Source organism: Pseudomonas granadensis (genome assembly GCF_900105485.1).
GTDB lineage: Bacteria > Pseudomonadota > Gammaproteobacteria > Pseudomonadales > Pseudomonadaceae > Aquipseudomonas > Aquipseudomonas granadensis.
Map to the genome: position 1 here is coordinate 5,718,360 of NZ_LT629778.1, position 6,641 is coordinate 5,725,000.

At 59.2% G+C, this 6,641-nt stretch carries 6 protein-coding genes (1 of these 6 only partly in view); 1 reads left to right on the forward strand and 5 read right to left on the reverse strand.

What is annotated here, in order from left to right:
- Positions 1-20: 20 nt before the first annotated feature.
- The 5 genes from BLU52_RS25615 to BLU52_RS25635 form a co-directional block, all read right to left on the reverse strand.
- Positions 21-1,514, reverse strand: a complete 1,494-nt coding sequence (locus BLU52_RS25615; protein WP_090288041.1) for an acetyl-CoA hydrolase/transferase family protein — start codon at positions 1,512-1,514, stop codon at positions 21-23.
- 214 nt (positions 1,515-1,728) lie between these two features.
- Positions 1,729-3,162, reverse strand: a complete 1,434-nt coding sequence (locus BLU52_RS25620; RefSeq protein WP_090288044.1) for an NAD(P)(+) transhydrogenase (Re/Si-specific) subunit beta — start codon at positions 3,160-3,162, stop codon at positions 1,729-1,731.
- Positions 3,162-3,482 (reverse strand): NAD(P) transhydrogenase subunit alpha, encoded by a 321-nt coding sequence (locus BLU52_RS25625; RefSeq protein WP_003220416.1) that lies wholly within the window; start codon positions 3,480-3,482, stop codon positions 3,162-3,164. Before BLU52_RS25625 ends, BLU52_RS25620 begins: the two co-directional genes overlap by 1 nt.
- Before the next feature lie 15 nt (positions 3,483-3,497).
- Positions 3,498-4,619 carry a Re/Si-specific NAD(P)(+) transhydrogenase subunit alpha gene (locus BLU52_RS25630; RefSeq protein WP_090288046.1) on the reverse strand — a complete coding sequence of 374 codons (1,122 nt, stop codon included), beginning with the start codon at positions 4,617-4,619 and terminating at the stop codon, positions 3,498-3,500.
- A gap of 434 nt (positions 4,620-5,053) precedes the next feature.
- Entirely contained in the window at positions 5,054-5,953 is a 900-nt protein-coding gene (locus BLU52_RS25635) for a LysR family transcriptional regulator (protein ID WP_090288048.1), read from the reverse strand.
- Positions 5,954-6,111: 158 nt separating this feature from the next.
- On the opposite strand from BLU52_RS25635, the gene BLU52_RS25640 reads away from it, so the two are divergent.
- Positions 6,112-6,641: the start of an acyl-CoA dehydrogenase gene (locus tag BLU52_RS25640; protein WP_090288050.1), read on the forward strand. Its footprint extends 652 nt past the window's final position; only the first 530 of its 1,182 coding nucleotides appear in the window; it begins with the start codon at positions 6,112-6,114; its stop codon lies beyond the right edge, outside the window.

Below are 6,641 nucleotides of genomic sequence, written 5' to 3' on the forward strand. Positions count from 1 at the left end.
ACCAGCGAGCATCTGTGTGATTACACCGCGAGCATGCGCCCGGTTTCTTCCAGATTCATGTGCCAGCTCAGGGCTTCACGCAGGATGTGCGGGGTGTGACCGCCGATTGCACAGGCGGCGGTGAAATAATCGTTCAGCGCCGGGCGAAAATCCGGGTGCACGCAGTTGTCGATGATCACGCGCGCGCGTTCACGGGGCGCAAGACCGCGCAGATCCGCCAGGCCAATCTCGGTGACCAGAATGTCGACGTCATGCTCGGTGTGGTCAACGTGGCTGACCATTGGCACCACGCTGGAAATCGCGCCGCCCTTGGCGATCGACTTGGTCACGAACACCGCCAGATGCGCGTTACGCGCGAAGTCACCGGAGCCACCGATGCCGTTCATCATCCGCGTGCCACAGACGTGGGTGGAGTTGACGTTGCCGTAGATATCGAACTCCAGCGCCGTGTTGATACCGATGATGCCCAGACGCCGCACCACTTCCGGGTGGTTGGAAATCTCCTGCGGACGCAGGATCAGCTTGTCCTTGTACTTTTCCAGATGGCCGAACACATCACTGTTACGGCGCTCTGACAGGGTAATCGAACTGCCCGAGGCGAAGCTCAGCTTGCCGGCATCGATCAGGTCGAAGGTCGAGTCCTGCAGCACCTCGGAGTACATGGTCAGGTCTTCGAAAGGCGAATCGATCAGGCCGCACATCACCGCGTTGGCGATATTACCGATCCCGGCCTGCAGCGGGCCGAGCTTGTTGGTCATGCGACCGGCGTCGACTTCCTGTTTGAAGAAGGTGATCAGGTGTTCAGCAATGGCGTTGGTATCAACGTCGGGTGTGGATACCGTCGACGGCGAATCCGACTGCTGGGTGATGACGATGGCGACGATTTTCTCGGGGGGGATCGGAATCGCCGTACTGCCGATGCGGTCGTCGACTTTTATCAGCGGAATCGGCGTGCGAGTCGGGCGGTAGGTCGGGATATAGATGTCGTGCAGACCTTCGAGGTTGGCGTTGTGCGCCAGGTTGATCTCAACGATCACTTGTTTGGCGAAAATTGCGAAGCTCGCCGAGTTGCCGACCGAAGTGGTCGGCACGATGTGCCCCTGTTCGGTGATGGCCACGGCTTCGATTACCGCGATGTCCGGCAGCTTCAGTTGCTGATTGCGCAATTGCTCAACGGTTTCCGACAGGTGCTGATCGATGAACATCACTTGGCCGGCATTGATCGCCTTGCGCAAGGTGCTGTCGACCTGAAATGGCATGCGCCGCGACAGCACGCCGGCTTCGGTCAGTTGCTTGTCGAGGTCGTTGCCCAGGCTGGCGCCGGTCATCAAGGTGATCTGCAGCGGCGTGACCTTGGCCCGCTCGGCCAGTGCGTGAGGAACGGCCTTGGCTTCGCCGGCGCGGGTGAAGCCGCTCATGCCGACGGTCATGCCGTCCTCAATCAGAGCAGCGGCGTCGGCAGCGCTCATCACTTTATCCAACAACGAAGGCAGGCGAATACGGTCACGGTACATGGATTATTATCTCGGGCAACGAGTAGCAGGATGCGCAGTCTAGTGAATTTGACGGGCGCCTGTCCCGCTACCAAGGTCGCAAACGAGGCGTCTATTTCGCGGGTTTCAAGTAAAACACCGTTACCGGATCTGCAACAACGCGGCAAATTGTCCGGTGTTTTGCGCAAACAAAAACGCCCCGACGAGTCGGGGCGTTCGCTATTGCAATGGTGAATTACTCGACCGCTTTGACCATGTCTTCGATGACCTTTTTCGCGTCGCCGAAGACCATCATGGTCTTGTCCAGGTAGAACAGTTCATTGTCCAGACCCGCATAACCGCTGGCCATCGAGCGTTTGTTGACGATGATGGTCTTGGCCTTGAACGCCTCGAGAATCGGCATGCCGGCAATCGGCGATTTCGGATCGTTCTTCGCGGCCGGGTTGACCACGTCGTTCGCGCCGAGCACCAGTACCACGTCGGCCTGACCAAACTCGGAGTTGATGTCCTCCATCTCGAACACCTGATCGTAAGGCACTTCGGCCTCGGCGAGCAGCACGTTCATGTGCCCCGGCATCCGCCCGGCCACCGGGTGGATCGCGTACTTCACGGTCACGCCACGGTGAGTCAGCTTCTCGGTCAGCTCCTTCAGCGCATGCTGGGCCCGCGCTACTGCCAGACCATAGCCCGGAACGATGATCACGGTATCGGCGTTGGTCAGCAGGAAAGTGGCGTCATCAGCCGAGCCGGATTTCACCGGGCGTGCTTCTTTGGCGCCGGCCGGGCCCGCATCCGCCGTGTTGCCAAAACCGCCGAGCAGTACATTGAAGAAGGAGCGGTTCATCGCCTTGCACATGATGTACGAGAGGATCGCCCCGCTCGAGCCCACCAGGGAACCGGCAATGATCAGCATCGAGTTGTTCAGCGAGAAGCCGATACCCGCCGCCGCCCAGCCGGAATAGCTGTTGAGCATCGACACCACCACCGGCATGTCCGCGCCGCCGATCGGGATGATGATCAGCACGCCCATCACGAACGCCAGCGCGAGCATCAGCGCGAACGCGGTGAGGTTACCCGTGAACATGAAGGTCAGGCCGAGTGCCAGCGTCGCCAGGCCCAATACGGCGTTGAGCTTGTGCTGCCCGGCGAACTGTACCGGTGCGCCCTGAAACAGGCGGAACTTGTATTTGCCCGAGAGCTTGCCGAAGGCGATCACCGAACCGGAGAAGGTGATTGCACCGATGGCGGCACCGAGGAACAGCTCCAGACGGTTGCCCGCCGGAATCGAGTCGCCCAGCTGTTTGACGATGCCCAGCGATTGCGGCTCAACCACGGCGGCAATCGCGATGAATACCGCTGCGAGACCGATCATGCTGTGCATGAACGCCACCAGTTCCGGCATCTTGGTCATTTCAACGCGTTTGGCCATGATCGAACCGGCGGTACCGCCGACCAGCAAACCGACGATCACGTAACCGATGCCGGCAGTGGCAAGCTCAGCGCCCAACTTATAGATGAGGCCAACCGTGGTGATGATTGCCAGCGCCATGCCGAGCATGCCGAACAGGTTGCCGCGCCGCGAAGTGGTCGGGTGCGACAGGCCCTTAAGGGCCTGGATAAAGCAGATCGACGCGATCAGGTAGAGCGTCGTGACGAGATTCATGCTCATTACTTCGGCGCCTCTTCTTTTGCTTTCGGGGCTTTCTTCTTGAACATCTCAAGCATGCGGCGGGTGACCAGGAAGCCACCAAACACGTTGACCGCCGCCAGCGCCACGGCGAGGGTGCCCATGGTTTTGCCCAGCGGCGTGACGGTCAGTGCGGCCGCGAGCATGGCGCCGACAATGACGATTGCCGAGATCGCGTTGGTGACTGCCATCAACGGCGTGTGCAGTGCAGGCGTAACGTTCCAGACCACGTGGTAACCGACATAAATCGCCAGCACGAAGATGATCAGGTTGTAGATACCGGGGGAGATAAGCTCTTCCATCGTCTGAATCCCTGCTTAGGCGTTTTTGCGGATGACTTGGCCGTCGCGGCACATCAGGCACGCGGCGACGATGTCGTCTTCGAGGTTGACGTCGAACTGGCCTTCCTTGGTGAACACCAGCTTGAGGAAGTCCAGCAGGTTGCGCGCGTACAGTGCCGAGGCGTCGGCAGCCACTTCACCGGCGAGATTGGTCGGGCCGACAATGGTCACGCCGTTCTCAACCACGACCTGATCGGCCACGGTCAGCGGGCAGTTGCCACCCTGAGCGGCGGCGAGATCGATGACTACCGAACCCGGTTTCATCTGCGCCACGGTATCCGCGCTGAGCAGCGTCGGTGCCTTGCGGCCCGGAATCAGTGCGGTGGTGATGACGATGTCCGCCTGTTTGGCGCGTTCATGCACGGCCTGGGCCTGACGCTGCATCCAGCTCGCTGGCATTGGCCGCGCGTAACCGCCGACACCGACCGCGCATTCGCGCTCTTCATCGGTCTCGTAAGGCACGTCAACGAACTTGGCGCCGAGGGATTCGATCTGCTCTTTTACCGCCGGACGCACGTCGGACGCTTCAATCACCGCACCCAGACGTTTCGCCGTGGCAATCGCCTGCAACCCGGCCACGCCGGCGCCAAGAATCAGCACGCGCGCCGCTTTCACGGTGCCCGCAGCGGTCATCAGCATTGGCATGAAGCGTGGATAGTAGTGAGCCGCCAGCAACACCGCCTTATAGCCGGCAATGTTCGCCTGCGACGACAACACATCGAGACTCTGCGCGCGCGAGGTGCGCGGCGCCGCTTCGAGAGCGAAGGCGGTAATCCCGCACTCGGCCATTTTGGCGATGGTTTCGTTGTTGAACGGGTTGAGCATGCCAACCAGCACGGTGCCGCGCTTGATCAGCGTCAGTTCGGCATCGCTCGGGGCGACCACTTTCAGAATCAGCTCGGCGCCAAACGCATCATTGGCACTGCCAATGGTTGCGCCTGCCGCTTCATAGGCACTGTCGACGACGCTGGCTTTGATGCCGGCGCCGCTTTGCACAGTGACCTTATGACCTTGGCTGATCAGCTTCTTGATGGTTTCCGGGGTTGCAGCAACCCGTGTTTCACCGGTCTGGGTTTCGAGAGGAACACCAATGTGCACGTCAAATCTCCTGCGTGATCTTATTGAGTAAACCCAGGCACTGCGGATGGTGCGACTGGGGCGGCCGATCAGCACGATCCCGCCAAATCAGGGCGGGGCGCGGCATTTTGCAGGCGAACTTTATGCCCTTCAAGGGATTATGACGGGTGACGGAAAATTAACTACAAGTCATGCCGTGACCGAATGTCGCAGATGGCCAGTTGAATCCCTTGCAGGGCTTGCCCTGCAAGGATTCTGGCTGAATATTGAAAAATTTCTGATAGGTGACGTGAATAGGCAGCAATGTGTCGCCAATGAAGGCTCAAAGCCACGTCCTACGGAGCTTGTGGGACGTCTGTACGACTTTCGGATACAGTCGTTGAAATGGCGACAAATACTTATATCTGTAGGGCTTTGATTTTCCTGACTACGGGGTTAGCAATTGCTGAGAGCCACTATTCTTCTAGGCTGTAGCTCTGCGCTTGGTGTAACAGCCAGTCACGAAATGCCTTAAGTGACGCCGATTCGACCTTCCGCTCCGGAATCATCAGGTAATAAGCCTTGATGCTGGAGAGTGCCTGGTGATTGGCGATCACTAAACGTTTCTCCGCCAGCTCTCGCTGAATCAGGAAGGGTGGAATCAGCGCGATGCCCATGTCGTGCATAGCCGCTTGGGCGAGCATTGAGAATAGCTCGTAGCGTGGGCCTGTCATGTCGCGGGGAATATTCAGCTGTTGCGAGTTGAACCATTGACGCCAGGCGTAGGGACGGGTGGTCTGTTGCAGCAACGGCAATTGGGCGATGGCCTCGGCGCTCAGATGCGCATGGTTGCCGAGCAGGGCCGGGCTGCACACCGGCATGGGATGCTCGCCCATCAGTCTGTGGGATTCAGTACCGGACCAATCAGCATCGCCGAAATAGATCGCCGCATCGAATTGCGTATCGGCAAACAGGAACGGACGGGTACGGTTGGTCAGGTTGACCGTGACTTGCGGGTGCTTGTGTTGAAAATCCTTCAAGCGCGGCAACAGCCATTGCGTGCCGAACGTCGGCACTACCGCCAGTTCGATCACATTGGCGCCTTGCTGCCCCATGACCGACAGGGTGTCACGCTCGACGGCATCGAGTTGCGTCGCGACCCGACGACTGTAGGAAAGCCCCGCCTCGGTCAGTTTTACTCCGCGCCGCGAGCGTCGGAACAGTTCGACGCTGAGGAAGTCCTCAAGGCTGGCGATCTGTCGGCAAATGGCGCCTTGAGTGAGGGAAAGTTCTTCCGCAGCCCGGGTAAAGCTCTCATGGCGAGCGGCTGCTTCGAAGCTGATCAGGGCCGCGGTGCTGGGTATCTTCCTGCGCATGTACGCCAACCTCACTAATACGTCGCACAAAAGGCTGTTCGCGACGTTTCGGAGTGAGAAATTAGCACAACAGGATGCGAAATCCTCGTTTGCCGGGACGACGAACCACGCCTAGGATCATTGCCACGTTAATTCAGTCGATTTGCGAGGACACACTCATGGGCGGTAAAGCTAGTTTCAACTGGATCGATCCCCTGCTGCTGGATCAACAGCTCACCGAAGAAGAGCGCATGATCCGCGACACCGCCGAGCAGTTCGCTCAGCAAAGTCTCGCGCCGCGTGTCCTTGAAGCTTTCCGCCATGAAAAAACCGACCCGGCGATTTTCCGCGAAATGGGCGAAGTGGGTTTGTTGGGCGCAACCATTCCGGAGCAGTATGGTGGCAGCGGCCTGAACTACGTCAGCTACGGCTTGATCGCTCGTGAAGTGGAGCGTGTCGACTCCGGCTACCGTTCGATGATGAGTGTGCAGTCCTCATTGGTGATGGTGCCGATCAACGAATTCGGTACCGAAGCCCAGAAACAGAAGTACCTGCCGAAACTGGCGTCCGGGGAATGGATAGGCTGCTTTGGTCTGACCGAGCCGAACCATGGCTCTGATCCCGGCGCGATGATCACCCGTGCGCGTAAAGTCGACGGCGGCTATAGCCTGACTGGCGCGAAAATGTGGATTACCAACAGCCCGATCGC

Coding starts and splice junctions, on each gene's coding strand:
- BLU52_RS25615 (WP_090288041.1), bottom strand. CDS start 1,514: ATGTACCGTGACCGTATTCGCCTGCCTTCGTTGTTGGATAAAGTGATG.
- BLU52_RS25620 (WP_090288044.1), bottom strand. CDS start 3,162: ATGAGCATGAATCTCGTCACGACGCTCTACCTGATCGCGTCGATCTGC.
- BLU52_RS25625 (WP_003220416.1), bottom strand. CDS start 3,482: ATGGAAGAGCTTATCTCCCCCGGTATCTACAACCTGATCATCTTCGTG.
- BLU52_RS25635 (WP_090288048.1), bottom strand. CDS start 5,953: ATGCGCAGGAAGATACCCAGCACCGCGGCCCTGATCAGCTTCGAAGCA.